The sequence below is a fragment of the Nostoc sp. ChiVER01 genome (genome assembly GCF_034531155.1).
Taxonomy (GTDB): Bacteria; Cyanobacteriota; Cyanobacteriia; order Cyanobacteriales; family Nostocaceae; genus Nostoc.
Genome location: NZ_JAVRBS010000002.1, coordinates 476,084 through 502,903, shown reverse-complemented (window position 1 = coordinate 502,903; position 26,820 = coordinate 476,084). Strand labels below are relative to the sequence as shown.

Genomic DNA, 26,820 nt, shown 5'->3' with positions numbered 1-26,820 from the left:
GCCCAGTCAGGGTGGTAATTACTTTGCTCGTTTCAAGATTCCACAATTTGATCGTGTTGTCATCACTGGCAGAAGCTAAAGTTTTGCCATTGGGGCTGAAGACGACACTGTTGACCTCAGCGCTATGCCCAGTCAGGGTGGTAATTACTTTGCCCGTTTCAAGATTCCACAATTCGATGGTGTTGTCATCACTGGCAGAAGCTAAAGTTTTGCCATTGGGGCTGAAGACGACACTGTTGACCTCAGCGCTATGCCCAGTCAGGGTGGTAATTACTTTGCCCGTTTCAAGATTCCACAATTCGATGGTGTTGTCATCACTGGCAGAAGCTAAAGTTTTGCCATCCGGGCTGAACATAACATTGTTGACTACGAAATAGCTATGCCCAGTCAGGGTAGAAATTACTTTGCCCGTCTCCCGATTCCATAATTTGATGGTGTTGTCAAAACTGGCGGAAGCTAAAGTTTTGCCATCCGGGCTGAACACGACGCGGTTGACAAGACTGCTATGACCTTCTAGGCGATTTTGTTCACGAATGTTCAGCAGAATAGTCTGTAAACTAAACAGAGGGATGTAAGCGGGATAGTCTGCTAAAGATTGTTTATCCTTAACCAGACTTTTCAATTCTTTAGAAGCCCGCATTGCTAACAACAGTCCGTCAATTTCCCTTGAATCAGCAAACACTCGCAGCGCATTTGTTCCGTCTTGTTCCAATCGCGTAGCCTTTAAAGCAACAATTCTTGCTGCATCTGCCTTTTTTAGTTCCTCCACAGAAGTTTTACGGGCATTAACTGCCTCTTGCCGTTGTTGATTTGCTTGGTTTGCCTGTACTTCAGCTTGACTAACCTTTGCATTAGCTGCTACCACATTGTTCTGGGCTAGCTTCAGGTTTTGCTGTGCCTGATTCACTTCGACATTTGCAGCATTCAGTTTTGAAGTTGCATTACTAAGATTCCGTTTTACCTGTACCGCTTGTTCAGATATCCGTTTATTTTCAGATGATATACGCTGATTCTCTTGCTTGGTTGCTGCGGTTTCTGTCTTCGCGTTTTTTAACTCTCTTTGGGCGTTATTTGTTTCTACCTTAGCTGATTGTGCTACTGCAATAGCATTCCTGGATGCCTGAAGACTTAGTTGAGTAACTATAAATGATGCTACCGCCCCCACCAGAGCAAAACCTAACACCACAGAGCCAATACGAATCTGTTGATTAGCTTTGTGGTTCGCCTCTGCTAAAACTTGCTTTGCCTGTTCCTCTGCCTCTAGCCTTTTCTGCACATCACGCTTTTCCAACTCTTGGCTAGCAGCTAAAAACTGATAATCCAAATCACTTAAACTTTTACCCACTGCCCATTCTTGAGCATTTTGCAAAGTCTGTCCCCGCAACAAGCGCGACTCATCTTGACGTTCCGACTCAGCCCAGGCATTAAATGTATCGGAGTATGGGCGCAAGTTTGCTAAGATTCTCTCACTCCATTCCTGCTTAAACACCTCTGCGTAAATCCGGTTATAAATTCGCAGCTTCCCCTCCCGCTTCACCACCAAACCCGTCAGCCGCAGTTCCGTTTGTTCAGGACTATCATCGGTTGCTATCTCTCCCTGCTGCAAAATCTGCTGATACAACCCCAACAATCGCCCAGTCCTCTGTTCTCCACTCTGCATGATTCTGTCTCGAATCGTCTTCAAATGCTCCGGCTCATCTTGTCCTTCCCAATTCTCAATAATCCGCCTTCTTACCACCCCTGCCACCAACGTCTCAATTTGGGATTCCTCCTTGTCTTCACAAGACGCGATAAATCGCGTTTCTACAGGGCATTCCTCAATTAACAACTTACAAACTTTCTGCGTCAAAAATGGTTGTCCCCCCGTCCAAGCCAGTACCGCCGCCATTGCCTTTTGAGGATTTCCCGTTGCTGCCAAACCCCGCGCCAATGGTTCCGCCTCCGCGAGTTTAAACCCAGTCAAATCAATTGCCTGTCCAATATTAAAAGGTGTCCGGCGTTTGTCTTGAATTAAATCTGAAGGCGTAGATACTCCAATCAAAGCAAAGGTGAGGCGATTATATTCAGGATGGTCTGCTCGTCGGTTGTAGCAATCGCGGATAACTGCAAAAAAGTCATCTAAATTGAATGAAAGACTCAGAATGCTATCAATTTCATCAATAAAAATAACAATCTTTTCAGTAATTGTTTGAAGTAATATTGTTTCAATAAACTTGCTTAAACGCTGCACGGGTGAAAGCAAACCGTTATTATTCCACCAAGTATCTAAATCAAAAGTTGTATAAATATTAAAACTTCCCACCAGAGTATCAATCACCCCGGCATACCACTGTTCTGGGGTAATATCTGCCGTCCCAATAGCTGTAAAATCAACAACAGCACAAGCAAATCCCTCAGTTTGCAAACGCTGCATTACCTGCACCCGCAAGCTAGATTTCCCCATCTGCCGGGAATTGAGTACATAACAAAAATCCCCAGCCTTCAAGCCTTCATAGAGGTCATGGTCAGCTTGCCGTCTAACATAAGTTGGTGCATTTTGAGGCAGACTACCACCGACTTGATACTGGTACTGGGTCACGTCGCTTCGCTCCGAATTCAAAATTCAAAATTCAAAATTATGAAATACAGCTAGTTTGGTAGGGTGCATTAGCACAGATAGTATTGAGATGGTAAGTTATGTCCTTAGCTAACATACCCTACAAAATTACGAATTACGAATTACGAATTACGAATTAAATCAGCTAGACGCTTTAACACTTTTACCACAGTATCTAGGTCATCCCCACGATCAGGTAAATCTTGTTGCCACTCTGAAAAAAACTGTTCGTTGTCTGCACGTTGTAGCCCAAATTGATCTATGAGTTGGGCTAGGGTGATATCTTTTCCTTGAATAACTTGAACCATTGTTAAACCTTTTTGTTAAATGGTAATTGCAGATAAAAGTCTTATTGCACTCCTAATGTACTTTCTTAATTTTTCAACCCTAAGCGATCGCAAAAATATTGACGATACAATTTACACAGTGGCACCACTTCATTGCCTTGAAATTTAACTAACCCCATACTGCGGAGTTTAAACGCTTCAGTTGTGCCGACATCCACGGCGTGATTTGCTGTCATCACTTGTTTAACCGCCGCTAGCAATTCTGCATCCTCTTGCAAATTTAGCCAATGGCGGCGCAGATGGTCACTGTAAGGCCCTTCCTCGGTTGCCGCGACTTTTTGTAGATTTTCCAGCGTCATCCTGCCACGGGCAATTTCATAAAGCGCTACCCGCACTAAATAAGGATGACCACCCACCAGTGTCATTAATTCTTTAGTTTGTGATTCAGTCCAATTGAGTCCGTGACGCTGTACCAAATCTTGTACTTGTATTTGATTTAAGTCTGGCAACTCAATGGGTAAGCCGACATTAAAAGGCGACTGATTAATATTGAGTGGAATATAAACTTCCTTAGAATGCACAATTACCAATCGGAGATTTTGCCAAACTGTCTCATTCTTTGACCGTTCATGCCAAGCTCGTAGCAATCCAAAAAAATCAGCAGCAATTATCGGATGCTTGAAGACTTCATCAACTTCATCCAAACCTATAGCTACGGGGCTATTAATGGCGGGTAATAAATACCGTTGAAAATAATTCGTACATTTATTCTTGCTACCTAAAACACCCTTCCAATACTCATCTAATTTATCGGGTAGATTCAGTTCGTAGGTAATGCTGGCACAAAACCACTGCAAAAACTGATCTAAATTAGCGAGAAATTCTGCATCGGCTGACTGGAAATTTACAGGTGCAGTCTGATAGCCATGTTGATTAGCATGATGAAGAACCCGCGACATCAGCGAAGTTTTGCCCATCTGCCGGGGAGCTTTGATGCGAACTAAGGCCCCTGGTTGAAGAATTGCTTCATAACAGTCTACCTCAATAGGCGATCGCTCCACATAAAAAGCAGAGTTTAGAGCTACCTGCCCTTCCGGATTTTCTAAGGTGACTGTTGGTTTTATCTCGGTATCTGGAATAGCTCCGTTAGCAGAGATAGCACCTTTAGAATTATTCCGACTTTTCAGCACTGGGGTAGAAGACTCTGGAATACTTTCTAAATCAATAGCGCTACAGCCAAACTCATAAGCATCCTCATAAGACCTATCAGCGCCTAGTGCATCATAAAAGCCTACCGCAAATTTAATTGCCGCCCTGTCCCCAACTGCCCGATTCATCCCAACCACGTAATTAATGTGTTGATAAATTGCTTCAGCCTGCACCTCGCTATAACAGGCATTTAATAATACACACTCAACTTTGTCCTTAAATAACTTAAATAGCCTTGCCAGTGACTCCGTACTCACCAGCTGCATTTGCCCTGTATTATTTTCTAAGGCTAAACCTTGATTTCCTCTACCATGTCCAGAAAAATGGATAATATGAGGATCGTGATCTAAAAGCGCACGCCGCAAATCGTCAGGCCGCACTGCCCATTTAGTAATCAGTTCAAACTTATCTCGGCTGCGAGAGCGTTGCAACCCTTCCTGAATTTCCCTTACTTCTTCGTCCAAGCGGAGTTTGTCTGTCGTTGCGGGATTAGCTGACACAATCAGGATTTTTTTCACAGCGCTATCAACTATTGAATGCAGGCTTCTGGCTTAGATGTAGTTTACTACAGCAGATAACTAGACAATTACTGATAGCGCATTACCGTAAATGAGCCTTTGATATTTATACCTTCCGGTGAAGGCGGTTTAACGCAAGAGTCAGTGGCACTTTCTTATAAAGTATTTGTGATTGATATGCAGCGATTAATCCGAAAATTAGTAACCCTTTATCCTAATTATTTATTAATGCTAAAAATAACATTTTAGTATACTTCATAACCAAGCAATTATAATGAAAAAATTCTTAAGTAATAGTATCAATTAGTAGGTAAGCTTTGCCCGTTCTAGACATTGCTCTCCATTGTTGCCCATAAGCAAGGAATTTAATCACAAAGGCTGGAAGAACTCATCATGGAGAGATGGTAATTATTTTGAAAAAAAGTATAATTGCTGACTGGATGATACGCCAAAAACCTTCTTTAATGGAGTGTCGATAATGACATTAGCAACAACTCCACAAACAAAGCCTTTAACAGAAGAAGAATTACGTAAGATAAACGCCTACTGGCGTGCAGCAAACTATCTTTCGGTTGGGCAGATATATCTACTCGACAATCCGCTACTGAGAGAACCGCTAAAACTGGAACACGTCAAACCCAGGCTCTTGGGTCACTGGGGGACAACACCAGGGCTGAACTTGATCTATGCTCACCTGAATCGGGTCATTAAAAAATATGACCTAAACACGATCTATATTGCTGGCCCTGGTCATGGAGGCCCTGGACTGGTAGCTAACACCTACCTAGAAGGCACTTACACTAAGTATTATCACAATATCTCCCAGGATGCAGAAGGAATCCAGAAACTCTTCAAACAGTTCTCTTTCCCTGGTGGGATTCCTAGCCACGTTGCACCGGAAACCCCTGGTTCCATCCATGAAGGGGGAGAACTAGGTTATGCCCTCGTCCACGCTTTCGGCGCTGCCTTTGATAACCCTGATTTAATTGTTGCTGCTGTTGTGGGTGACGGTGAAGCTGAAACAGGTGCTTTAGCAACTAGCTGGCATTCCAACAAGTTTCTAAACCCCGTGCATGATGGGGCTGTACTGCCGATCCTTCACTTAAATGGGTATAAAATTGCTAACCCAACAGTACTGGCACGCATCACCCATGAGGAATTAGAAAGCTTATTTGTAGGCTACGGCTACAAGCCCTACTTTGTCGAAGGTGACGATCCCGCAGATGTCCACCAGCAGATGGCGGCGACTCTAGATATAACGATCGCTGAAATTCAAAGTATCCAAAGAGAAGCCCGCGTACACGGTTTCACCAAACGTCCCCAGTGGCCAATGATTGTCTTAAAAACCCCCAAAGGTTGGACAGGGCCAAAGGAAGTTGATGGCAAAAAGACAGAAGGTTTTTGGCGATCGCATCAAGTTCCCTTTGGCAACATAGCCAAACAGCCAGAACATCTGAAACTCCTAGAAGATTGGATGAAGAGTTACAAACCAGAAGAACTCTTTGACGCTAACGGCACACTGATTTCCGAACTAGCAGAATTGGCTCCCAAAGGTCATCGACGCATGGGTGACAATCCCCACGCTAACGGCGGTCTTTTGCTATGCGACCTGAAGATGCCCGACTTTCAAAAGTATGCTGTAGATGTTCTCAAACCAGGGCAAGCGATCGCTGAAGCTACCCAAGTTGCCGGAAAATTCCTGCGGGATATCATGCAACTTAACCAAGAAAGCCGCAATTTCCGCATCGTTGGGCCCGATGAAACGGTATCAAATCGCTTAGGCGCTGTGCTAGAAGTCACAGACCGGGATTGGGCAGCCCAGATTCTCCCAGAAGATGACCACCTTTCCCCCGATGGTCGGGTAATGGAAATTCTCAGCGAAACTAATTGTCAAGGATGGTTAGAAGGCTACCTCCTCACAGGACGCCACGGGTTTTTCTCTTGCTACGAGGCATTTATCCACATCATTGACTCGATGTTCAATCAGCACGCCAAATGGCTGAAAACTACCAGACATATTCCTTGGCGTAAACCGATTGCTTCCCTCAATTACCTCCTCACCTCCCACGTTTGGCGGCAAGACCATAACGGTTTCTCGCACCAAGACCCCGGTTTTATTGACCATGTAGTTAATAAAAAAGCAGAAATCGTTCGCGTGTATTTGCCACCCGATGCCAACACTTTGCTATCAGTAACCGATCACTGTCTCAGAAGCCGTAACTATATCAACGTTATCGTTGCCGGAAAGCAACCAGCATTGCAATACCTAAATATGGATGCTGCTATCAAGCACTGCACCAAAGGCATCGGCATTTGGGAATGGGCAAGTAACGACCAAGACGGTGAACCAGATGTAGTAATGGCTTGTGCTGGGGATATTCCCACCTTAGAAACTTTAGCGGCTGTGGACATTCTGCGCCAGCACTTCCCTGAGTTAAAGGTGCGGGTGGTAAACGTAGTCGATTTAATGACACTACAGCCAAAAAGCGAACATCCCCACGGTTTGAGCGAAAAAGACTTTGACACGATTTTCACCACCGATAAACACATTATCTTTGCCTTTCATGGCTATCCCTGGCTGATTCATCGCTTAACCTATCGCCACACCAATCACGATCAGTTACATGTGCGTGGCTACAAAGAAGAAGGAACCACCACTACTCCCTTTGATATGGTTGTGCTTAACGAGCTAGATCGCTTCCATCTAGTGATGGATGTAATCGATCGCGTACCAAAACTAGGATATAGAGCAGCTTATGTTAAACAGCAGTTGCAAGATAAGCTGATCGAACACAAACATTACATTGAGAAGTACGGCGACGATATGCCTGAAATTCGTGATTGGAAGTGGCCCTATTAAAACAATTCGCAATGGGCTTCTCTGCGAGACGCTAAAAGCGAACGCCCCGCTACGAAGAGAGCAATGACGCTCGTTCGCCCTTGGCGTGCCGTAGGCAAGACTCGCTAACACTGCGCTAACGCAATGGGTTTCGCCCCGCTACGCTAACGCAATTACATTTTGTGACGGGTTTGTGACGGGAATTTAGACCCCGACACAAAACCTCCTGTCTGTAGAGACAGGGGACTTAAACCCCCACCACTTGTTAAAAGGGAATGAGGATATAGAGGCAAAGGGGAAACTTTTCTCCCTGCTTCTCCCTTTTTTAGGAATTACTGTAAGAAATTGGTATTAAATTACAATTTTCTTAAAAGTACGATTTAATCTAGCGTTCTAAATTGTGAAGTTTACAACTTCTGGATATAAAACCATCTTTTGACATACTGGGACTAGTTACTGGCTTATCTCAAGCTGCCATTAGTTGCTTTTAAAAGAACAATTGCACTTGTAGGTTCTCCATGTCAGTATCTAACCAACCTCATCTACCAATAGAAAATCAGATCCTTGCTGCTCTTTCAGAAGCTGAGTATCAACACCTAGTTCCCTTTCTAGAGCGAGTCGAGCTTTCAGTTAAGCAAGTCCTCTACAAAGCCAATGAACCAATAACACACGTCTATTTTCCCTATCAGTCAATGGTTTCTTTGATTTGTATCCAGAAAAATGGCTCGACTGTCGAAGCTGGCATGGTGAGCAATGATGGCATGGTAGGTGTTCCTGTAATTTGGGGCAGTAACATTACAAATACAACTGCGTTTGTGCAGATTACAGGCAGTTCTATGATGATGAAGACAGAGTTCCTCCAAGCCGAGTTTAACCGAGGTGGAGAGCTTCAAAGTTTGCTGTTGCGTTATACTCATGGGCTGTTCACTCAAGTTACACAAACACTCGCCTGCAACAGCCTCCACACTATAGAACGACGCCTGGCTCGTTGTTTGCTCTTCATCGCTGACCGTGTACAATCAGATACATTCGTGCTAACTCAGGAATATATTGCTAAAATGCTGGGCTGTCGTCGTACTAGTGTTACAGAGGTAGCAGGTAGACTCAGCCGAGCCGGAATGATTAGCTACAAGCGAGGAGCGATCGCCATCCTGAATTGATCGGGGTTGGAAGATACATCTTGCGAATGTTATTTGATGATTAAAGAGGAATACGCTCGATTGCTTGGTGTACCGAGCCAGTCTGCTCTCGAAAATGGAGGCTGGGAGAGAGGTCAATAGACTTGTCGAACTCACGTTAATGTATAGTCAACGGAATCCCGTTATCTTTGGGTTTCAACTTGAGAATAAATGGCACAGCTTTCAATACCCAATCAGACACGGGTGTATAATTAGCAGCTTCTTCTCCAAAACTAATAGAGAGCATATCTGTATGAATAATCCCTGGATTGAGGGGTATAGCTGCCATACCAGTCGGCAATTCTTGTGCCAAAGAACGAGTTAATCCTTCTATTGCCCACTTGGAAGCACAGTATGGTGCAACTTGGGCTGAAGTAGAACGTCCCCAGCCAGAACTAAAGTTAACAATAATACCCCGTTTATTTGTCACCATTGCTGGTACAAAATGGCGAATTATATTCACTACTCCTTTGATATTGATATCTATTAGATCAGAAAATTCTTCGGATGGTATTTCCCACAAAGGTGCTGGGTAATTAGTAATTGCCGCATTATTAATCACTATATCTGGCGGTTCATATTTGTTCAATACATCTAGTGCCCATTTTTTTACAAGCTGTTCATTTGCCACGTCTACAGATGTGAAATAGTTGGGCGCACTAAACTTCTGATGTATTTTATCGATAGCATCTGATGAACGAGCGCAACCAATAACGGTATGTCCCTCTTGAATAAAACGCTCGGTCATCGCATAACCTAGACCTTTGCTTATGCCTGTAATTAAGATGAGTTTAGTCATATTTTTCTGCTATTAAACATATCATTAGCAAACTTTTCGTGGGTAGCTATTTTTATCGAATGCCCTGCATATTGTAAATCGATAACAAATGCACAACCCGGCTTTGCGTCTTCTCTTAACCCTACTGCCAGTATCATTATGCAAATTGCAGCCACACGTCAACAAGAAGAAAGTGCGATCGCTGCTTCTAACACTTTGCTAAGACAACTTGTTGAAATTAGCAATTTTGGGCTAGTCGAGTACTAGTGAAACCTAAAAGCATTTGTATAATTATTTAACTTTGCACAGAGAAGTACTTAAAGTTACTTAATGCATCAAACGCTATCCACTTTCATGGTTAGCGCTAAGATAGCTATGTATTTTTTGGAAGTATAAATATGGCTCAGGCTTTTTATGTAAATCCAGTATCAGGTAGCGACACCAACGTTGGTAGCCAACAAGCCCCATTCAAAACTATTACGCAAGCTCTTAAGGTATCTACAGAGAACACCAAAATTCAACTAGCAAATGGTAATTACAATGCTGCTAGCGGTGAAGTCTTTCCGCTAACGGTTCCATCTGGCGTGACAGTGGTGGGTAATGAAACCAATAAAGGCAATGGCATTTTAATTGAAGGAAGTGGTAGTTACCTAAGCCGTACTTTTGCTGCTCAGAATGTCACATTTGTGCTAATGGATAAAGCCGAAGTGCGAGGAGTGACTGTAACAAATTTAGCTAGTCGTGGTAGTGGTGTCTGGATTGAATCTACCGCCCCTATTGTTGCCAATAGCACCTTTACCAACTGTAGGCGGGAGGGAGTATTTACTACAGGTGAGGCTAATCCAGTTATTCTAGGTAATGTATTCAGTGAGAATGCAGCCAATGGAATTGCGATCGCTAAAAATTCCAAAGGTCAAATTCAAGATAATACCTGCTTAAAAACAGGTTTTGGCATTGCCATTAGCGATACTGCATCACCCACCCTTCGAGATAACAAAGTTTACGAAAACCGTTCTGGAATTGTCATCTCTGGCAGCGCTCGTCCTATATTGCGTAACAATGTCTGCGAAAATAACACTGACGATGGTATCACAGTAATCGGAACTGCCCTACCGGATATCGGTAGTACCAATAACTTAGGAGGCAATACTCTACGCAATAACGGTAAATTTAATTTGCAAAATGCCAGTTCTAACAAGCTGGTTTCTGTGGGAAATAAAATAGATGCGTCTAAAGTCACAGGAAACGTAGAGTTTGCAGATAGTTCGGTTGCGACATCCACACCAACACCTACTCCCATTCCCACTCCCACCCCCATTCCCACTCCAACACCGACACCCACTCCAACGCCAACACCTACTCCCATTCCCATTCCAACACCTACTCCCACTCCGACACCAACTCCCACGCCCACTATAGAATTAACCGATATTAAAAATCATTGGGCAGGTGGCTTTATTCGGGAATTAGTCAAATTGGGCATAGTTAATGGTTTTCCCGATCGCACATTTAAACCGGATGCTACGATGACACGGGCGCAATACGCCGCATTACTGGTAAAAGCTTTCAATCCACCGCCAAACCGCACCGCGATCAAATTCAAAGACGTACCAGCAGACTTCTGGGCATCCAAGGTAATTCAGCAGGCATATCAAGGTTCATTCCTCTCTGGTTTTCCTGACAATACCTTCGCCCCCAACAAAAATATCCAGCGTGTACAAGTAATTGTTTCCTTGGTGAATGGATTGGGGTTATCTGCTGATAGTACAACCGTTACCAAAACTTTTGATGATCAAGCAAAGATTCCTGAATATGCCAAGGATGAGGTAGTAAAAGCTATAAACAAGGGGATTATCGTCAATCACCCGAACCTTAAACAACTCAATCCTACCCGCGATGCTACACGCGCTGAGGTAACGGTGATGGTATACCAAGCCTTGGTAGACGCTGGTCGTGTAGCTGCGATTGACTCGCCTTATATTGTTGCTTAATTGCTACAATAATTTGTTTTGCAAAATTGCATGATTTTTTAGGGGCAATTTCCCCATGCTTGCTTTTACTAATCAAAAGCAGTCATAGGGCTATTGCCCCTAAATATTTGAGCATCAATCGCTCTTTTACCAAAAACACCTATGAATTATTCTTCATCAGGTTATCTTATCTATATGACTCGACACACCATACTCCGCAATCTCAACACAGTTACTCAGCTGTGACGAGTTCAGTACTGCCACGTGTACGACGCCGTGTGAGGCTGTTGTAAAGCATTACTCCAATCGCTTTAATCAAATTGCCTTCCAATTCTTGGAACATCGTCATGTTCATGCCAAAGGCGGCGTTAGCTTCATCAACGATGCGATCGGTTGTAGCATCGTCAAGGGGTAATTCATCCAAAGTTTGACGATATTTGGCTTTAAATGCCTTCTCATCAGGAATCTCTGGAAACTCATAAAAGGCTGTTCCTTGGCCGTCAGACAAATTCATCGCCGTTACAGCAATATTTTTGAGAATTTGTCCCCCGGATAAGTCACCCAAGTAACGAGTATATGAATGAGCGATTAACAGTTCTGGTTCTGTGGCAGATATTTCCCGGATGCGCTTTACATAAGCTTCACCTGCCGGAGATAGCTTGATTTGCTCTCTCCAGTTAGCACCAAAGTAATAACTTAGGTCTTGCTCTAAGGTATACTTGCGGTTCAGCTGGGGAAAGTTAATTTTGGAAACAATTGGGTGCTGGCGATGCTTTTCCATTTCCTCTTCCATCGCTGAGTAAACGAAGTAGAAATTAGCAACAAGTTTTCGGTAAGAGTTTTTCTCGACTACTCCTCTTAAAAAGCACTTGACAAAACCTACATTTTCCGCCATTGTGTGGGCTTTCTTAGTGCCTACACGTAATTTGGTTGCTAAATTGCTGCTCATGCTAAATTTCTCAACTTTAAAAAGTTAACTACCGAAGTCTTAATTCACTAACGGCTAAAAAAGCCATTAAAACGTTACCTTAAAACTATTTGATGAGAATTTATATTAAAATTTTTTAAGCTTCAAAGCTAATGTATTTTTTTATACAACACAGATCCAACAAATAGTTGCTTTGAACGCATGAAAATTACTTCTTTACCATTTCCCAATCAGAAAATCAGCTTTTGTGTTTCCAAAATTCCGAAGGCAACAACACAAGACACTAATTTTTAAATTAAGTCAACTTCATGCCCAAATCAAACATCTCTTAATCCTCGTATTAATTCTAATTAGATGAATGCCTAAATAATAAATTAGCGAACTTTTATTATTTCAGTAGTTCTTCACAAAACATCTAAAACTTAATACCAATTTAAGTATAGATACTGAGGAGCATACAATATGCAAATGATATATTACAAATATCTTAACTGAGGTAAAAGCTTATATTTTCATTATTAATAATGGATTGTAGAGCATTTTTTAACTCAATAATTGGCAAAAATTAAGTCTCAATGCCAGACATATAACCTGTTTTAATTATGCTATAAGTACCCAATAAACTAAATTTCAACCTTTGAGCTAGTTAATTTCAATAAATATTACATAAACAATATAGTACTAATATTTGATTGATGAAAAAGCTCGGTACAGATCGAAAAACCTAATTCCTTATTCCCTACTCCCCACTCCCCGCCCACGTAAATAATTTCAAAAATCAAATACGATTCCTATATGAGAAATATTTTAAATCGTTTAAAGGTTAGTTTGCACAATAAGCTATGGCTGTTTAACTATCGATTGCGAGAACTTCAGATCCGGCTACAGTTCTACTGGCTTTTGTATCGAGGTAGTCAACCACTAAATGTTAGCGACAAATCGCTAGTTGTGTTTGCTCCTCATCAAGATGATGAAGCACTCGGCTGTGGTGGAATTATTGCACTCAAGCGAGAACAAGGTGTACCTATTAAGGTTGTTTTTGTCACAGATGGAGGGGGTTCTCATCAAGGTAATTCCAAGATTAGCCGCTCTGAAATTATTCAAATTCGTAGACAAGAAGCACTGACAGCTTTAAACATTCTAGGTGTTGATTCAAAAGATATTCACTTTCTTAATAAATCTGATGGCTCACTACACAAGATGACAGAAGCCGAACAGCAGCAAACCATTGAAGAAATGGCGCAATTGTTGCATACATTTCAGCCTCAGGAAGTTTACGTAACTCACAAAAAAGATCGGAGTCGAGATCATGAGATTACTTATCAACTTGTTAAGACTGCGATTGTTAAAGCTGGAGTTAAGGTGGATTTGTGGGAGTATGCCATCTGGTTACTTTGGAAATCTTTATTATTTCGGGATCTCAAGTTTGATGAATTGGCAAGTGCTTATCGATTATCAATTCACACAGTGCAATCCAAAAAAAATGAAGCGATCAAAACCTATCGTTCTCAATATTTACCTATAGATGCTGAATCTAGCGCGGTACTACCTCCTGGTTTTCTCTGGCGCTTCTTTTTACCTCATGAGGTTTTTTTCAAATCAGAATTGCCAAAGCTATAACTTTCTCCTTTGTAACTGGAGAAAACGAAATTGTTTTTAACATTGTTTGAATGAATAAGGCAAAAGAGAAATTAGTGAAAAATTCAGAACAACTACTTTCTTGTTAATCACTAAATCTAAGATTTAGTGTGGTTTTTAGCCAATTATTCATTGCTGCATAGCTAAATTATTGATGTAATAAATACATCAATAAATAGCTTGCGTCCAAAAAGCCTACTTTCAAAGTCCCTAATCTCTTTATTTAAAATTAATAGGAAACCAATGATTAAATCAGAAAAAAACTTTTGCTTTTGTACTTTAGCTCTAGGCAAAAAATATAGCGCTCTTGCTTCCTTGCTAGCAAAAGATATAGAAATATATTCCCCTAACACTTCCTTTATTATTTTAACCGATCATCCTGAAGAATTTAGTAACCATTCTCAAGTTTTAGTCTTTAAGCATGAACAACAGGGTGTTAAGTGTTACCACGATAAAAGATTTGCGATCGCAAAAGCTCTGTCACTTTTTAATTCGTGTATATTCATAGACTCAGATATGCGAATCTTGGCACCAGTGCCAGAAGATATGGAATGGCTACTAACACCAGGAATTAGCGCTAGAGCTTGTATGGATATGCCAAAAAAATTTACTAAAGTTCTTGCAGGAACTGCTAGTAATAAATTTGTGAAAGAATTTACAGTTGTTAAAAATGCAACAAAAGTTCTTAATTTGGAAACAAATTGGAAAGAGATTAGTTTTGTTCACGAGTACTTATTTTCAGTCACTAAAGATGCAGGTAAAGAAATTGAATTTTTGCAACAATGGGATATGCTTGCTAATTACTTTGAACTAAATGGAATTTATGAAGGTGAAGGGAGTGCAATAGGGTTAGCTGCTTATAAAGCTGGACTGGCAGTTAGATGGAGTGAGATGCAAGGCATATCATTTTTCAATAATAAAATTGAGTTAGTAAAAATTAGCAAGGGTCAATCAAATAGGGATGAAATTTCTCAGTATTTTGAAGATCACAAAAATATTTTATACCCTAAACGCTCTTTCATGAGCAAAGCTATAGATAAACTTGGAAACGCATTTATGCATTTTTACAGAAAAATGCGGTTCAAAATTGTTCGCTCTTCTTTGTTAAACTGATATCTGAACACTGTTATCCAAGTTTAAAAATCAGGTTTTTAGGCAAAAAATCTAGGTTCTTGGCTTCGCAATTGCAAGAAACTCAATTTTCTTTTAAAACTACCTTTGAGAGCATCCCATTAACGCGATTGCTATCATATCGCCTAGCATGAAAAATGCGAGTTCCGTAAAATAACAGTTTCTTATAGATTTAGATCAGAACTTCAAAGGGAACTTACCCTACGGAACGCTACGCGAAGGTTTTAGCCACTAATTCCAGTCATTGGGTTTGTGGTACAAGATTTGAGAAAAAGTTTTCTGTCAAAATTGTTAAATCAAGTGTTAAATGCTATTTTCTAGTGTGATTGTGTGGAGTATTGAAACAGATGGTTTCATTTATAACTCGGACACCGGGCATTCCGGGGGATTCTGCTTCTGAAATTGACGGATTGGGGAAAGGGATTGAGAGCAGTTTTGAACTAAATTTAATCTCATTACCAGCAAATCCCTTATTTGGCACAGATGGGATTCGGGGACGAGTAGGAGAATTACTGAGTGCGCCTCTAGCATTGCAAGTTGGTTTTTGGACAGGGATTGTTTTACGTAACTATGCTACTCAAGTAGGGCCAGTCATTCTCGGACAAGATTCTAGAAATTCCAGCGATATGCTGGCAATGGCTTTGAGTGCAGGGTTAACAGCAGCAGGGCTAGAGGTTTGGTATTTGGGATTATGCCCCACTCCTTGCATTGCTTATCTCACCAGCATCAGTGATGCCATTGGCGGGGTGATGATTTCTGCGAGCCACAATCCGCCAGAAGACAATGGTATTAAAATTTTTAGTGCCGATGGTGGGAAGTTACCCCAAATATTGCAGGCAGAAATTGAAGCCGGACTGCGTGGCAAAATATCACCTATTGCTATCAGTAATTGCGGACGGCATTACTCCCGTTTCGAGTTAGTGGGGCATTATAGCGAGGCGTTGAAAAAACCCTTGAATCATGCCACAAAGCTTCAGGGGATGAAGATTGTTTTAGACTTGGCGTGGGGAGCAGCAGTCGGGTTAGCACCAGCAGTATTTACAGAAATGGGAGCAGAGGTAATCTGCTTGCATAACGAAGCAGATGGCGATCGCATTAATGTTAACTGCGGTTCTACGCATCTGGATATTCTTGCAGCCACAGTAAAAGAACACAACGCCGACATCGGCTTTGCCTTTGATGGCGATGCCGATCGCGTCTTAGCAGTAGACAATACTGGCAGGCAAGTTAACGGCGACTACATTCTCTACCTATGGGGACGCCACTTACAACAAAACCAACAACTGCCAGACAACCTGATTGTATCTACAGTCATGGCCAACTTAGGCTTTGAGAAAGCTTGGCAAAAAATTGGTGGTAACTTAATTCGTACCGCAGTCGGCGACCAATATGTACAAGCCGAAATGTTGCGGACTGGGGGAATGCTAGGTGGGGAACAATCAGGTCATATTCTTTGCCGTCATTATGCCGTAACTGGGGATGGCTTGTTAACAGCATTACATATAGCAGCTTTGGTGAAAGAGGCGGGTGTTCCCTTTAGCGAATTAGTAGATCAAAGCTTCCAAACCTATCCGCAATTGTTGCGAAACGTGCGAGTTGTCGATCGCGATCGCCGTTTAGGATGGCAAGATTGTCAACCTGTGCAAGAAGCGATCGCTCTTGCTGAAGCTGCAATGGGTGATTCTGGCAGAATTCTGGTTCGCGCCTCTGGTACAGAACCAGTAATCAGGGTTATGGTAGAAGCTGCCAATGCTGAACTTACCAACTACTGGACAAATGAATTAGTTTCAAAAGTTGAACAACATTTGATGGACTAAATTAGCTATTATCTCAGCTTTTAACAAGCGCCAATTTTACGTCACAGCTTCTACTAATGACCAAGGCTGGTTAATTTGTAGAAGCTGTGACATTTGTATCTGTATTGTTAGCTCGTGACCGACTTATTACTTGTCAACAAAACTTATCGCGTCAAGATAATCAGTTCTGGCGTCACTCTGAACGTGTTATTATTTATTTCGAGATTCTTAGCTATATGTTCTAAGCTAATATTATGCTTATTTTTGTTATCCCACTCAAAAGTGCAAAAGTTTCCAATTCCTGGGAACGTGTTACACAATTATTTGAAAGATGTATTAAATCAATTTGCAGTCAAACTTCACCAAATTTTCACGTTATTGTTGTTTGTCACGAAAAACCAAAAATAGAATTCACTCATTCTCACATCACATATATTACAGTTGATTTTCCTCCTCCTAACGAAACTAACCCTGTAGCTAAAGGAGATACAGATAAAGGGCGTAAAATATTAAAAGGATTAGTTTATGCTCGTCAATTTTCCCCTACTCACACTATGACAGTTGATGCTGATGATTGTGTTAGTAAAAATTTAGCAAAATTTATTCAACAATATCCAGATTCTAATGGATGGTTTATAAATAAAGGTTATAAATATCAAGAAGGCAGTAATTACATATATATTAAAAGAAACAATTTTTATAAAATGTGCGGTAGTTGTAATATTATCCGATATGATTTGAATGATTTGCCTGAAACCGCAGAATATAATCGTGGCTATGGATACTACAGATATTATATCGACCACGCTAAAGTCAGAGATATTTTAAATAATAGAGCAAAACCTATTAAATCATTGCCATTCCCAGGTGCAGTTTATATATTGGATACAGGAGAAAATCTTTTTGATAATTCAAAAAGATTAAAATTTAGCATTTTTAATCGCAAATTATTAAATCAATCAGTTATAGATGAATTCGGATTGTATGAATTACAGCAATCCAGAGAAGTTTGTCAACTATAATATATTTCCCTGAGGCTGATAGGCTAAAGCACCATTATGCCGAAAATAAAATCAAAATCCCGACCATCTAAAAACTCGAAAAAGCAGGCTAAAAAGGAAACTTCTACCCTTAACCTCAAAGAACAGTTAGCTCAAAAACGCAAAGCAGCCCAAGCACGTAAAGAACTCACTAGCTTACTCACCACCGCCACCTTTGGCGGTGTCTTCATTGGCATTGTGCTTTTTTTCGTAGGTGGAATTAAGGCAGCAATCCCTGGTGTTTTAGGGATAATCATCATATCCCTTTCTTACAAATACCCGCGTCAAGCGCTATATACCTTCATTATTTACGTACCTATTGGGGGTACTATCACCTATTACTTGGGCAATAGTCCCATACTCCAATTAGCTAAAGATGCCTTTTATATTCCAGCCCTAATTGGACTTTGGCAGACTTGCCGTAAACAGGGGCTACCCCTAATTATTCCCCAAGGCATTAAAATTCCACTTTATATTGTTTTAGGTTGTAGTCTGCTAACACTATTATTTATTAATGGTGGACAGCAGTTTAACCCGCCTAGTGTCGGATTATTGGAAAAAGCACCCCAAGAAATACCATTAGGTATGGGCATTCTGGGACTGAAAGTATTTTTAGGCTATGTCCCCTTGATTGGTTGTGCTTATTATCTAATTCGTGATAAACGAGATTTTCTATTTTTATCACGCCTCCAGATTGCCCTCATACTGATATGCTGCGTGCTGGGATTTATTCAATACCTATTACTACTAACTGGTGTATGTCAAGGCACTAGAGGTCTTGAAGGAAATGCCTTATTTGTCACATCACTAGAAGCCCGATGTTATTTTGGTGGAGCGCTCTTATATAGTCCTGAAGAAGGAGTCATTCGCCTACCGGGGACATTTGTAGCTCCTTGGCAGTGGGCATGGTTCTTAATTTCTAGCACCTTTTTTACCTTTGCTACCGGTTTCACCGATCCCTCCCCAATATGGCGGCTGGTCGGTTTGGGTTCTTTAGTGACAGTCTTTATCAATGCTGTAATTTCTGGACAGAGAATCGCCTTAGCTTTAGTACCAATCTGCTTCGGAATTTTGCTATTGCTCACTGGTCAAATTGGCAACCTGAAACGATTTATCCCCATAGGAATAGGACTTGCTCTAGTTCTGGGAATAGCAATGGTGACTAACCCTGCTGTCGTCCAAGAGAGAACCGAGAGTTTTACAGGTCGATGGGAGGCTTCACCACCTCAAGATTTTATCGTTCAACAGTTTCAAGAAAATTGGAAAAACGTAGACGGGCCATTAGGAAGTGGTTTAGGTCGAGCAACTAACTCTGCCCGCGTAATGGGTGAAACTAAGCTAGTGGAAACCTACTATCCCAAAGTACTTTTTGAAGTGGGAATTATTGGAGTGCTAGCTTTTTTAGGTTTGGTAACAAGTTTAACAATTATTGGCTTTAAAACCTATCGCTCCATAAAGAACCGTAATTTCCGCAGTTACGGAGCAGCTTTGTGGGTGTTTATATTGTTTATTAGCTACAACACCTACTACTATCCTCTGGATGTTGACCCGGTTGCTGTCTATTATTGGTTTTTTGCGGGAGTTCTTTTTAAATTACCAGAACTAGAGAAACAAGATATAGAAGATGCTAATCCTGAGCAAAAGAATAAGAAAAAACGTCTAAAAACAATTTAAATTAAAGAAAAATGGCAAAAGTTATCATAGTAGGTCAAAAACACCTCAGCATTCCAAACTCACCTCGAAATTCTCGGCATATACTCATTCGTCCTAAGCCTTTCCCCACAGGCAGATATCCTATAGAAAAAATTTGGTATCCTTTAAGCAGCTTTTTTCCCTGGCAACCTATATGGGGAAGATACCAAGCTATTCATTGTTTCAACAAAGTTTTATATACAAATAAACCTTGGTTTGTTACCTTTGAGGATCATCGTTTTTTATATAGAAATCCTCAAAACCAAGGTGAAGCTGCAATTTATGAATTGTTAAATAATCGATTAGCATTAGAAAATTGCCAAAAACTTATAGCTATCTCAGATTATGCCAAATTGAGATTAATTAAGCGGATGGAAGGTTGGAAAATAAAAGAAACAATAAGTAAGAAGTTGGAGGTAATCCATCCAAGCTTTCCAGTAAGGGTTAACGAATCAAAACTTTATCAACAACAGCAAAATCTCCAGCTTATATTTATAGGAAATCACATTGCCCGCAAAGGTGGGATTGTTGCTTTAAGACTTGCTAAAAAAGCTGAAAAGTTAGGTTTACCTATTACTATACATATAATTTCCGATCTGGGGCGTGGTTCAGGAGTCCCGACAGATTTTCCCGATGAAACCAAATATGTAGAGGATTTAAAGTTATTGGATTTAAAGAATGTTGTCTTTCACAAAAATCTCCCTAATGACAAAGTTCTTGAGTTATTATCACAAAGTCATTTTCAATTAATGGCGACATTACATGATACTTACGGCTATAGTATCATCGAAGGTTTTTCGGTTGCAACTCCTGCAATTACAACAAATGTATGTGCTTTACCAGAATTTATTCGTCATGGCGAAAATGGCTATGTTTTAAATTTACCAATTAATGAAAATAGGCACTGGAGTAATTGGCTGTATGAAGAAAAAACTAAAACTAATGAATATTGGGAAATTTTAAACAGCACTTATGATTATTTGGCAGAACAAGCATTGCAACAAATTACCCAATTTCTTGATAGAAGTGATAAACGAGAACATTACGAATTTTTAAGTGCCGGAGCGTTAGCTCAAGCGCAAATTGTACATAACTCTGAAAAGCAAAATGAGTTATTTGATGAGCTTTATGCAGCAGCAGCAAGAGGATAAAGAGTTAAAGCTAACTTTTAAGCAGTACTTCGGCTATTGACTGACTTGAAATTAAGGCAATAATAGCTTAATGAAAGCTAAATTTTATAAGGTTATTATCAAAGTAGAAAAATCACTTAATAAAAATTATGGATAATTGGCCATTAATTACTGTGGTTATCCCTACCTATGGTCGAGAGGAAGCCCTACGGGATAGCATTGTAGATGTTTTGAAACAAGACTATCCAAATTTTGAAGTTTTAGTGGTAGACCAAACCGCAAAACACCAGCCAGAAATTCAAGCCTATCTAGAAGAGATGGCGGGGGCAGGTAAAATTAAGTGGTTGCGCTTAGATTGGGCAAGTTTGCCAGGAGCGCGAAATTATGCTGTGCGGCGGTCATCTGGTGAAATAATATTATTTATTGATGATGATGTTCAGCTAACCCCAAAATTGTTAACAGCCCATGCGAAAAATTATTTACAAAATCCAGAAGTGGGGGCTGTAGCCGGACGGGTATTTGACAGAATGAAATTGGGTGATTCTGGAGGAGATTTAGAGATTGAATATCTGCCTCCCCAAGCTATGGACCCGGGAATTGCTTGGTATCATATTGATTTGGTACATACCATCAAACCCCAGCAAGTACTGACAGCAAGGGGTTGCAATATGTCATTTCGCCGCGAAATTTTTACTAAGTACGGACTAAGGTTTGATGAGAGGTTTCGCGGTAGTGCTGTACGCGAAGAGTCAGATTTTTGTTTACGGGTGCGACAGACGGGGTATAAAATTTGGTACGACCCAGAGGCCCATTTGGTGCATTTAGGTGAAGAAACAGGAGGCTGTCATGATATTAGTATGCGATCGCTACAATATCAACTCACCTTTTATCACAACCATTTCCTACTAGGGCTGAAAAACCTCACTGTTACTCAAGCTTTACGCTTATACGCCCGTTTATTTGACTGTCACGTTCTCGGACGCCCACCTTGTCACAAAAGCGGTTCGCCCATAAAAATTGCCACTCGCGCTATTTTCTATACTTTAGGTTTTTTCAAAGCCTTGGGTACTGTCATTGAATCACTATGGAACGATGGGCAAATTTACAGCCGATTGGATGAACAAGTTTAGGCATTAGTCATTAGTGAATAACAAAGGATAGATGAAAATCTTAGTTGCTAGTCACACTTATATCGTAGACCTCAACTGTGAGAAATTACGCGCTTTATCTCAACTAGAATCTGACATTGAAGTTACAGTTGTAGTCCCAAAGCGTTGGAAACCAGGGGGTGTACAAAACAGAATTATTGAAACTGAATACTGTGATGAAGGCAGATTTAGAATAGTTCCAGTTTCTAATTTTAGTCAAAATCATCAGGGACTTCTTACGTTTGGTGCTGATTTGATATCTTTATTAAAACAATTTCGCCCGCAAATCATCCAAGTTGAACAAGGTTCTAGAGCCTTGGCTTATACTCAAATGATTGCCTTAAATCAGCTATTAGGACTCAAGGCAAAAAATTTATTTTTTACCTGGTGGAATCTTCCTTACGAACTGAAATTGCCAATTTCTTTATTAGAAAAATATAACCTCAACCACAGCCACGGTATTATTTCTGGTAATCAGGATGGGGCAGAGATTTTGCGACAACGGGGATATACAGGGGAAATTAAAATCATGCCGCAACTGGGTGTAGATGAAAGTTTATTTACTCTCAAAGCTCAACCACAGTTAGCAACTAAGTTCGGCATTGAAAAAGAAGATTTTGTAGTAGGTTTTGTAGGCCGATTTGTGCAGGAAAAGGGTTTGTTGACGCTTTTACAAGCCTTAATAACTTTGAAAGATAAACCTTGGAAATTACTCCTGCTGGGACGAGGAGAGTTGCAAAATGAATTAATGAAAATTGCGATAGAAAACAATATTGAAGAACGATTAATTTTGGTAGAAAGTGTTCCCCATGACGAAGTTGCAAACTATATCAATTTAATGAGTACTTTAGTACTACCTTCAGAAACAACTTACAAGTTTAAAACCTTAACTTCTGTTGGCTGGAAAGAACAATTTGGTCATGTACTAATTGAGGCGATGGCTTGCCAAGTACCTGTAATTGGTTCTGATTCTGGTGAAATTCCCTATGTAATTGGCGATGCTGGTTTAGTATTTCCTGAAGGTGATGCTCAAGCCCTTGCTAATTGCTTAGTTCAATTAATGGATAAACCAGATTTTGCTCACACTCTGGGTGAAATGGGCTATCAAAAAGCAATGATTAAATATACAAACAAAGCTTTGGCTAAACAGCAATTAGAGTTTTATCAAGAATTGCTTAAGAGTCATTAGTCATTGGTTATTAGTGAGTAACAAAAAAATGACAAAAAAATGAAAATATTACAAATTGTTCCCTCAATTTCTCTGATTTACGGTGGGCCTAGTCAAATGGTACTAGGATTAGCTCCAGCTTTAGTAAAAGAGGGAGTGAAAGTTACAATTGTCACAACTAATAGTAATGGTGATAATGGTCAAATACCTCTGGATGTTCCTTTAAATCGCCCAATTAAACAAGATGGTTATGAAATAATTCACTTTCGTTGTGCCCCATTTCGGCGTTACAAATTTTCTCTAGATTTATTAAAGTGGCTAAAACGTCATGCTCATGAGTTTGATATTGCACATATTCATGCTCTATTTTCTCCTATAAGTAGTGCTGCTGCTATTGTGTGTCGTCAGCAAAAGCTACCTTATATTTTCCGTCCTTTAGGTACTCTCGATCCGGCTGATTTACAGAAGAAAAAACAATTAAAACAGCTTTATGTCGCAATTATAGAACGTCAAAATTTAGCTAGTGCCGCAGCAATTCATTTTACTAGCGAACAAGAAGCTAAAATATCAGAAAAATTTGGAGTATCTACGCCAGATTTGGTGATTCCGTTGGGTGTGATTCCGCCTCAATCACCCGTTAAAAATGTATATAGTCAGTTAGAAATATCAGAGGATGTGCCTTTAGTATTGTTTATGTCACGAATTGACCCGAAAAAAGGGTTAGATTTGTTGATTCCGGCGCTAGAGAAGCTGTTAGCGGTTGGTTATAAGTTTCATTTTGTCTTAGCTGGGACAAATCCTCAAGATCCAGATTATGAAAAAAAGATAATATCTCAAATTCAAAATTCACCACTACGATCGCACACTACAATTACTGGCTTTGTCACTGGTGAACTTAAAGTTAGTTTACTACAAGCTGCTGATTTATTTGTCTTGCCTTCCTACTACGAGAATTTTGGAATTGCTGTAGCTGAAGCGATGGTTGCAGGTGTACCCGTAGTCATTTCTGACCAAGTACATATTTGTCAGCAGATACATGATAGCGAGTCGGGTTGGGTAGGTGCAACAGATGTGCAAGCACTATTAGAGTTACTGCAAGAAGCTTTGCAAAATCCCGCAGAACGCCAACGACGCGGATTAAACGCCCAAAAATATGCCTTGGGAAATTTTAGCTGGGATGCGATCGCAAAGCAAACAATCCAAGCCTACCAAAAAATTCTGGACAATAAACTAATTTAACCCAACGCAGATAAAAGCAGTTTTTGCCAAATAGGTGCTAGAACCGCTTTCACAACGATATCCGCAATCACAAAACCAATCCCAATCAACATATAAGTTTTCGGAAAGAGAGACTTTGGAACTTCGCCTCTGATACGAGTTATTAGATTTAATCCTAATGCAGCTAAAGCCACCCCAGTGGCAATAAACCCGATTATCCGCAAAATTGACCACGGATACCACCCTAAAATAGCTGCTAGCCAAGGTTTAGCACTAATTTTTACCAATTCTGCAACATAAAAATTCATGTAGTTCAGCATCCAAGTGCCAAATATTAATGCCATGCTACTTAAGGTGACAACGCAGAGAATACAAAAAATTCCGTAGTGCAATAAATGGTTTGGTAAAAATAAACGCAGTGAACCTTCCATGCCTTCTCCCGTGCGAATCCAGTGCAACATCTCTGTAGTATATGACTGTCCACGGTGGATAACTTTTGCTGCTGTTTCTGGCGCGAGAGCTGTTGCTACAATTACAGCAATACTCTGCAAAACTCCCCACAATAACATCCACCAAAAAGCACTTTTATATTGTTGACGACGTACTTGTAAAAATAAAATGGGATAGGGGACAGCAGCCCCTAAAATTGGCATCAACCAGGGAACTCCAAAAGCAAAACTTGCAGTTGTGCTAAGGATAACACCAATAACCAAAAAGATTACTATCATCATAAGTAATTTAAAATTCAAAAATAATAAACATATTTGTAGTCTTTCTTTTCATTAATTGCTTATGACAATTCAATTCGCAACAACTGAGAAACTTCTTATAATATTGCATCTATGCTAAGAAATTTTCTCGTAATTCTGCAATAATGTGGAAATGTTGCAACTCAATAACATTAAATATGCAATGGTTTGTAGTTGGCTATCACCCTGATATTTGCAATCCTCTACGTAAAGAAAAACCTGTAGGAAAAACATATTAATTAAAAGCATATATATGTACCTTAGTCAATAGTTTGTATCTCCCTCTTGTCCATGATCTGAGAGTGTTGAAAACTTAAAATTTTGTTTCAAACTGCTAAAGTCCGATTGGGAAATAGGGATTTTATGTCATGATGGCATACTAGAATATATATGCCTTTCAACTACAGGGAATCTCACATGGCTCTCCGTCTAGGTGACACAGTACCCAACTTTACGCAAGCCTCAACACACGGCGACATCGATTTTTACCAATGGGCAGGTGACAGCTGGGTTGTGCTGTTCTCTCACCCTGCTGATTTTACACCTGTTTGTACAACAGAACTCGGCACAGTTGCCAAGCTAAAACCAGAATTTGACAAGCGCAATGTCAAAGCGATCGCACTCAGCGTTGATGACGTAGAATCTCACAAAGGCTGGGTGGGAGACATTGAAGAAACTCAAAGCACCACTCTTAACTACCCAATTTTGGCAGATGCGGATCGCAAGGTTTCCGATCTGTACGACATGATCCACCCCAATGCTAATGCGGCTGTGACCGTGCGATCGGTTTTCGTGATTGACCCCAATAAAAAACTCCGCCTGAGTTTCACCTATCCTCCCAGCACGGGACGTAACTTTGATGAACTTTTGCGGGTGATTGATTCTCTGCAATTGACTGATAATTACAGCGTGGCGACACCAGCTGACTGGAAAGATGGAGAGGATGTTGTAATTGTCCCCTCACTCAAAGATCCAGAAGTACTCAAAGAAAAATTCCCCAAAGGTTACGAGGAAATCAAACCCTATCTGCGGATGACTCCTCAGCCTAACAAGTAAATCTGAGAATGATTTCTGATAAAAAGCAAAGGCGCAAAGATATAACTTTGCGTCTTTGTTTCTTTGCGTGAGAATATAGTTAGTCGGCTAGGTATCCGAACCTGGAGGAAATCCCTATGTTCTCATCCCCTTTGGTTTTACAAATTCCATCATCAATGCAAATGACAGACGAACAATTTTTTGAGTTCTGTCAGGTGAATCGTGACTTACGCATTGAGCGAAATAAATTCGGAGAATTGGTAATTATGCCTCCTACTGGTTCAGAGACAGGAAACCGAGAAGTTAATATCTCAGGACAGCTATGGGTTTGGTCGGAACAAGATGGTACAGGTATAACTTTTAGCTCTAGTACCGGATTTAAGTTATCAACAGGTGCAGAACGCTCTCCAGATGCTTCCTGGATTAAACTAGAACGGTGGAATTCTTTATCTTCAGAACAACAGCGAAAGTTTGCTCCTATTTGTCCAGATTTTGTAGTCGAACTCAAATCTCCCAGCGACAACCTTCAGACTTTGAAGGAAAAAATGGAAGAATATATGAACGAGCCAGGAATACAGTTAGGCTGGTTGATTGACCGTAAGCAGCATAAAGTTTATATTTATCGTCCTGGATTGCCAGAGGAATGTTTAGATAATCCTGCTAGTGTAAGCGGCGAGTCGGTATTGCCTGGGTTTATTTTGAATATGAGTAAAGTTTGGTAAGAAAATTTTATTTAAATTTAGATTTAGGCTAGCGACGATACAGCAATTTA

At 40.5% G+C, this 26,820-nt stretch carries 20 protein-coding genes; 14 read left to right on the top strand and 6 right to left on the bottom strand.

Annotated elements, in window-relative coordinates; all coding sequences use genetic code 11:
* From RMY00_RS04585 to RMY00_RS04575, 3 genes are all read right to left on the bottom strand, one after another.
* Positions 1-2,578, bottom strand: a 2,578-nt coding sequence (locus RMY00_RS04585) for an AAA-like domain-containing protein (RefSeq protein WP_322646407.1), incomplete at its 3' end; no start/stop codon positions are given.
* A 140-nt stretch (positions 2,579-2,718) separates the two neighbouring features.
* On the bottom strand, positions 2,719-2,904 hold the full coding sequence (locus RMY00_RS04580; protein ID WP_322646406.1) for a hypothetical protein: 186 nt from the start codon (positions 2,902-2,904) through the stop codon (positions 2,719-2,721).
* Positions 2,905-2,969: 65 nt separating this feature from the next.
* The gene (locus RMY00_RS04575) at positions 2,970-4,610 is read right to left on the bottom strand and encodes an AAA-like domain-containing protein (protein ID WP_322646405.1); all 1,641 of its coding nucleotides are present in this window, start codon (positions 4,608-4,610) and stop codon (positions 2,970-2,972) included.
* Positions 4,611-5,088: 478 nt separating this feature from the next.
* Here RMY00_RS04575 and RMY00_RS04570 point away from each other — a divergent pair, with 478 nt between their 5' ends.
* A complete protein-coding gene (locus RMY00_RS04570) occupies positions 5,089-7,470 on the top strand; it encodes a phosphoketolase family protein (RefSeq protein ID WP_322646404.1) in 2,382 nt (793 codons plus the stop codon).
* A 497-nt stretch (positions 7,471-7,967) separates the two neighbouring features.
* Positions 7,968-8,609 carry a Crp/Fnr family transcriptional regulator gene (locus RMY00_RS04565; protein WP_322646403.1) on the top strand — a complete coding sequence of 214 codons (642 nt, stop codon included), beginning with the start codon at positions 7,968-7,970 and terminating at the stop codon, positions 8,607-8,609.
* 136 nt (positions 8,610-8,745) lie between these two features.
* Here RMY00_RS04565 and RMY00_RS04560 read toward each other — a convergent pair whose 3' ends face one another.
* On the bottom strand, positions 8,746-9,426 hold the full coding sequence (locus RMY00_RS04560; RefSeq protein WP_322646402.1) for an SDR family oxidoreductase: 681 nt from the start codon (positions 9,424-9,426) through the stop codon (positions 8,746-8,748).
* 377 nt (positions 9,427-9,803) lie between these two features.
* On the opposite strand from RMY00_RS04560, the gene RMY00_RS04555 reads away from it, so the two are divergent.
* Positions 9,804-11,396 (top strand): DUF1565 domain-containing protein, encoded by a 1,593-nt coding sequence (locus tag RMY00_RS04555; protein WP_322646401.1) that lies wholly within the window; start codon positions 9,804-9,806, stop codon positions 11,394-11,396.
* Positions 11,397-11,607: 211 nt separating this feature from the next.
* On the opposite strand, the gene RMY00_RS04550 is transcribed toward RMY00_RS04555, so the two are convergent.
* On the bottom strand, positions 11,608-12,324 hold the full coding sequence (locus tag RMY00_RS04550) for a heme oxygenase (biliverdin-producing) (protein WP_322646400.1): 717 nt from the start codon (positions 12,322-12,324) through the stop codon (positions 11,608-11,610).
* Between the two features lie 774 nt (positions 12,325-13,098).
* Here RMY00_RS04550 and RMY00_RS04545 point away from each other — a divergent pair.
* From RMY00_RS04545 to hpsP, 9 genes are all read left to right on the top strand, one after another.
* The gene (locus RMY00_RS04545; RefSeq protein ID WP_322646399.1) at positions 13,099-13,923 is read left to right on the top strand and encodes a PIG-L family deacetylase; all 825 of its coding nucleotides are present in this window, start codon (positions 13,099-13,101) and stop codon (positions 13,921-13,923) included.
* Between the two features lie 261 nt (positions 13,924-14,184).
* Positions 14,185-15,054: a hypothetical protein gene (locus RMY00_RS04540; protein WP_322646398.1), complete on the top strand. Its 870-nt coding sequence runs from the start codon at positions 14,185-14,187 to the stop codon at positions 15,052-15,054.
* A 365-nt stretch (positions 15,055-15,419) separates the two neighbouring features.
* Positions 15,420-16,889 (top strand): phosphoglucosamine mutase, encoded by a 1,470-nt coding sequence (glmM, locus tag RMY00_RS04535; RefSeq protein WP_322646397.1) that lies wholly within the window; start codon positions 15,420-15,422, stop codon positions 16,887-16,889.
* A gap of 233 nt (positions 16,890-17,122) precedes the next feature.
* Complete coding sequence (locus tag RMY00_RS04530; protein ID WP_322646396.1) at positions 17,123-17,890, top strand: glycosyltransferase family 2 protein; 768 nt, start codon at positions 17,123-17,125, stop codon at positions 17,888-17,890.
* Between the two features lie 36 nt (positions 17,891-17,926).
* Positions 17,927-19,582: a hormogonium polysaccharide biosynthesis protein HpsL gene (gene hpsL, locus RMY00_RS04525; protein ID WP_322646395.1), complete on the top strand. Its 1,656-nt coding sequence runs from the start codon at positions 17,927-17,929 to the stop codon at positions 19,580-19,582.
* Between the two features lie 11 nt (positions 19,583-19,593).
* Positions 19,594-20,751 (top strand): glycosyltransferase family 4 protein, encoded by a 1,158-nt coding sequence (locus RMY00_RS04520; protein WP_322646394.1) that lies wholly within the window; start codon positions 19,594-19,596, stop codon positions 20,749-20,751.
* A gap of 128 nt (positions 20,752-20,879) precedes the next feature.
* Entirely contained in the window at positions 20,880-21,860 is a 981-nt protein-coding gene (gene hpsN / locus RMY00_RS04515; protein WP_322646393.1) for a hormogonium polysaccharide biosynthesis glycosyltransferase HpsN, read from the top strand.
* Positions 21,861-21,891: 31 nt separating this feature from the next.
* Complete coding sequence (gene hpsO, locus RMY00_RS04510; protein WP_322646392.1) at positions 21,892-23,067, top strand: hormogonium polysaccharide biosynthesis glycosyltransferase HpsO; 1,176 nt, start codon at positions 21,892-21,894, stop codon at positions 23,065-23,067.
* 39 nt (positions 23,068-23,106) lie between these two features.
* Positions 23,107-24,285 (top strand): hormogonium polysaccharide biosynthesis glycosyltransferase HpsP, encoded by a 1,179-nt coding sequence (gene hpsP / locus RMY00_RS04505; protein ID WP_322646391.1) that lies wholly within the window; start codon positions 23,107-23,109, stop codon positions 24,283-24,285.
* Here the strand turns inward: hpsP and RMY00_RS04500 are convergent.
* The gene (locus RMY00_RS04500) at positions 24,282-24,995 is read right to left on the bottom strand and encodes a hypothetical protein (RefSeq protein ID WP_322646390.1); all 714 of its coding nucleotides are present in this window, start codon (positions 24,993-24,995) and stop codon (positions 24,282-24,284) included. The genes hpsP and RMY00_RS04500 overlap by 4 nt on opposite strands.
* A gap of 435 nt (positions 24,996-25,430) precedes the next feature.
* On the opposite strand from RMY00_RS04500, the gene RMY00_RS04495 reads away from it, so the two are divergent.
* Positions 25,431-26,069 (top strand): peroxiredoxin, encoded by a 639-nt coding sequence (locus RMY00_RS04495; protein WP_174709474.1) that lies wholly within the window; start codon positions 25,431-25,433, stop codon positions 26,067-26,069.
* Between the two features lie 116 nt (positions 26,070-26,185).
* Complete coding sequence (locus RMY00_RS04490; protein ID WP_322646389.1) at positions 26,186-26,770, top strand: Uma2 family endonuclease; 585 nt, start codon at positions 26,186-26,188, stop codon at positions 26,768-26,770.
* The last annotated feature ends 50 nt before the right edge of the window (positions 26,771-26,820 follow it).

Coding starts and splice junctions, on each gene's coding strand:
- RMY00_RS04520 (WP_322646394.1), top strand. CDS start 19,594: ATGGCAAAAGTTATCATAGTAGGTCAAAAACACCTCAGCATTCCAAAC.
- hpsO (WP_322646392.1), top strand. CDS start 21,892: ATGAAAATCTTAGTTGCTAGTCACACTTATATCGTAGACCTCAACTGT.
- RMY00_RS04545 (WP_322646399.1), top strand. CDS start 13,099: ATGAGAAATATTTTAAATCGTTTAAAGGTTAGTTTGCACAATAAGCTA.
- RMY00_RS04555 (WP_322646401.1), top strand. CDS start 9,804: ATGGCTCAGGCTTTTTATGTAAATCCAGTATCAGGTAGCGACACCAAC.
- glmM (WP_322646397.1), top strand. CDS start 15,420: ATGGTTTCATTTATAACTCGGACACCGGGCATTCCGGGGGATTCTGCT.
- RMY00_RS04565 (WP_322646403.1), top strand. CDS start 7,968: ATGTCAGTATCTAACCAACCTCATCTACCAATAGAAAATCAGATCCTT.
- hpsP (WP_322646391.1), top strand. CDS start 23,107: ATGAAAATATTACAAATTGTTCCCTCAATTTCTCTGATTTACGGTGGG.
- RMY00_RS04500 (WP_322646390.1), bottom strand. CDS start 24,995: ATGATGATAGTAATCTTTTTGGTTATTGGTGTTATCCTTAGCACAACT.
- RMY00_RS04580 (WP_322646406.1), bottom strand. CDS start 2,904: ATGGTTCAAGTTATTCAAGGAAAAGATATCACCCTAGCCCAACTCATA.
- hpsN (WP_322646393.1), top strand. CDS start 20,880: ATGGATAATTGGCCATTAATTACTGTGGTTATCCCTACCTATGGTCGA.
- RMY00_RS04550 (WP_322646400.1), bottom strand. CDS start 12,324: ATGAGCAGCAATTTAGCAACCAAATTACGTGTAGGCACTAAGAAAGCC.
- RMY00_RS04490 (WP_322646389.1), top strand. CDS start 26,186: ATGTTCTCATCCCCTTTGGTTTTACAAATTCCATCATCAATGCAAATG.
- RMY00_RS04530 (WP_322646396.1), top strand. CDS start 17,123: ATGCTTATTTTTGTTATCCCACTCAAAAGTGCAAAAGTTTCCAATTCC.
- RMY00_RS04540 (WP_322646398.1), top strand. CDS start 14,185: ATGATTAAATCAGAAAAAAACTTTTGCTTTTGTACTTTAGCTCTAGGC.
- hpsL (WP_322646395.1), top strand. CDS start 17,927: ATGCCGAAAATAAAATCAAAATCCCGACCATCTAAAAACTCGAAAAAG.
- RMY00_RS04495 (WP_174709474.1), top strand. CDS start 25,431: ATGGCTCTCCGTCTAGGTGACACAGTACCCAACTTTACGCAAGCCTCA.
- RMY00_RS04570 (WP_322646404.1), top strand. CDS start 5,089: ATGACATTAGCAACAACTCCACAAACAAAGCCTTTAACAGAAGAAGAA.
- RMY00_RS04560 (WP_322646402.1), bottom strand. CDS start 9,426: ATGACTAAACTCATCTTAATTACAGGCATAAGCAAAGGTCTAGGTTAT.